This window comes from Pseudoalteromonas sp. 120-MNA-CIBAN-0494 (assembly GCF_040308885.1).
Lineage (GTDB): Bacteria > Pseudomonadota > Gammaproteobacteria > Enterobacterales > Alteromonadaceae > Pseudoalteromonas > Pseudoalteromonas nigrifaciens.
Window position 1 is genome coordinate 1 of the sequence record NZ_JBEOOE010000175.1, and the last position, 262, is coordinate 262.

A 262-nucleotide genomic window follows, 5' to 3' on the forward strand; every position below is an offset into this window, starting at 1 on the left:
GATGAATGGGGCGGAAGCTATGAGAACCGGGTTAAATTCCCAATTGAAATAGTTAACGCTATTCGTCAGAAGGTCGGCAGTGATTTTATTATTGTGTTCCGCTTATCGATGCTCGACTTAGTCGACAATGGCTCAACGTGGGACGAAGTGGTTCAGCTAGCCAAATCGCTTGAACAAGCGGGTGTTAGTATTATTAATACCGGTATTGGTTGGCATGAAGCGCGTGTACCAACGATTTCGACTAATGTGCCCCGTGGTGCAT

The 262-nt window shown here is 46.2% G+C and carries 1 pseudogene; it reads left to right on the forward strand.

Features of this window, described 5'->3' with window-relative positions:
• Positions 1–262: pseudogene (fadH, locus tag AAEY55_RS18420) on the forward strand (NADPH-dependent 2,4-dienoyl-CoA reductase); the annotation flags it as partial.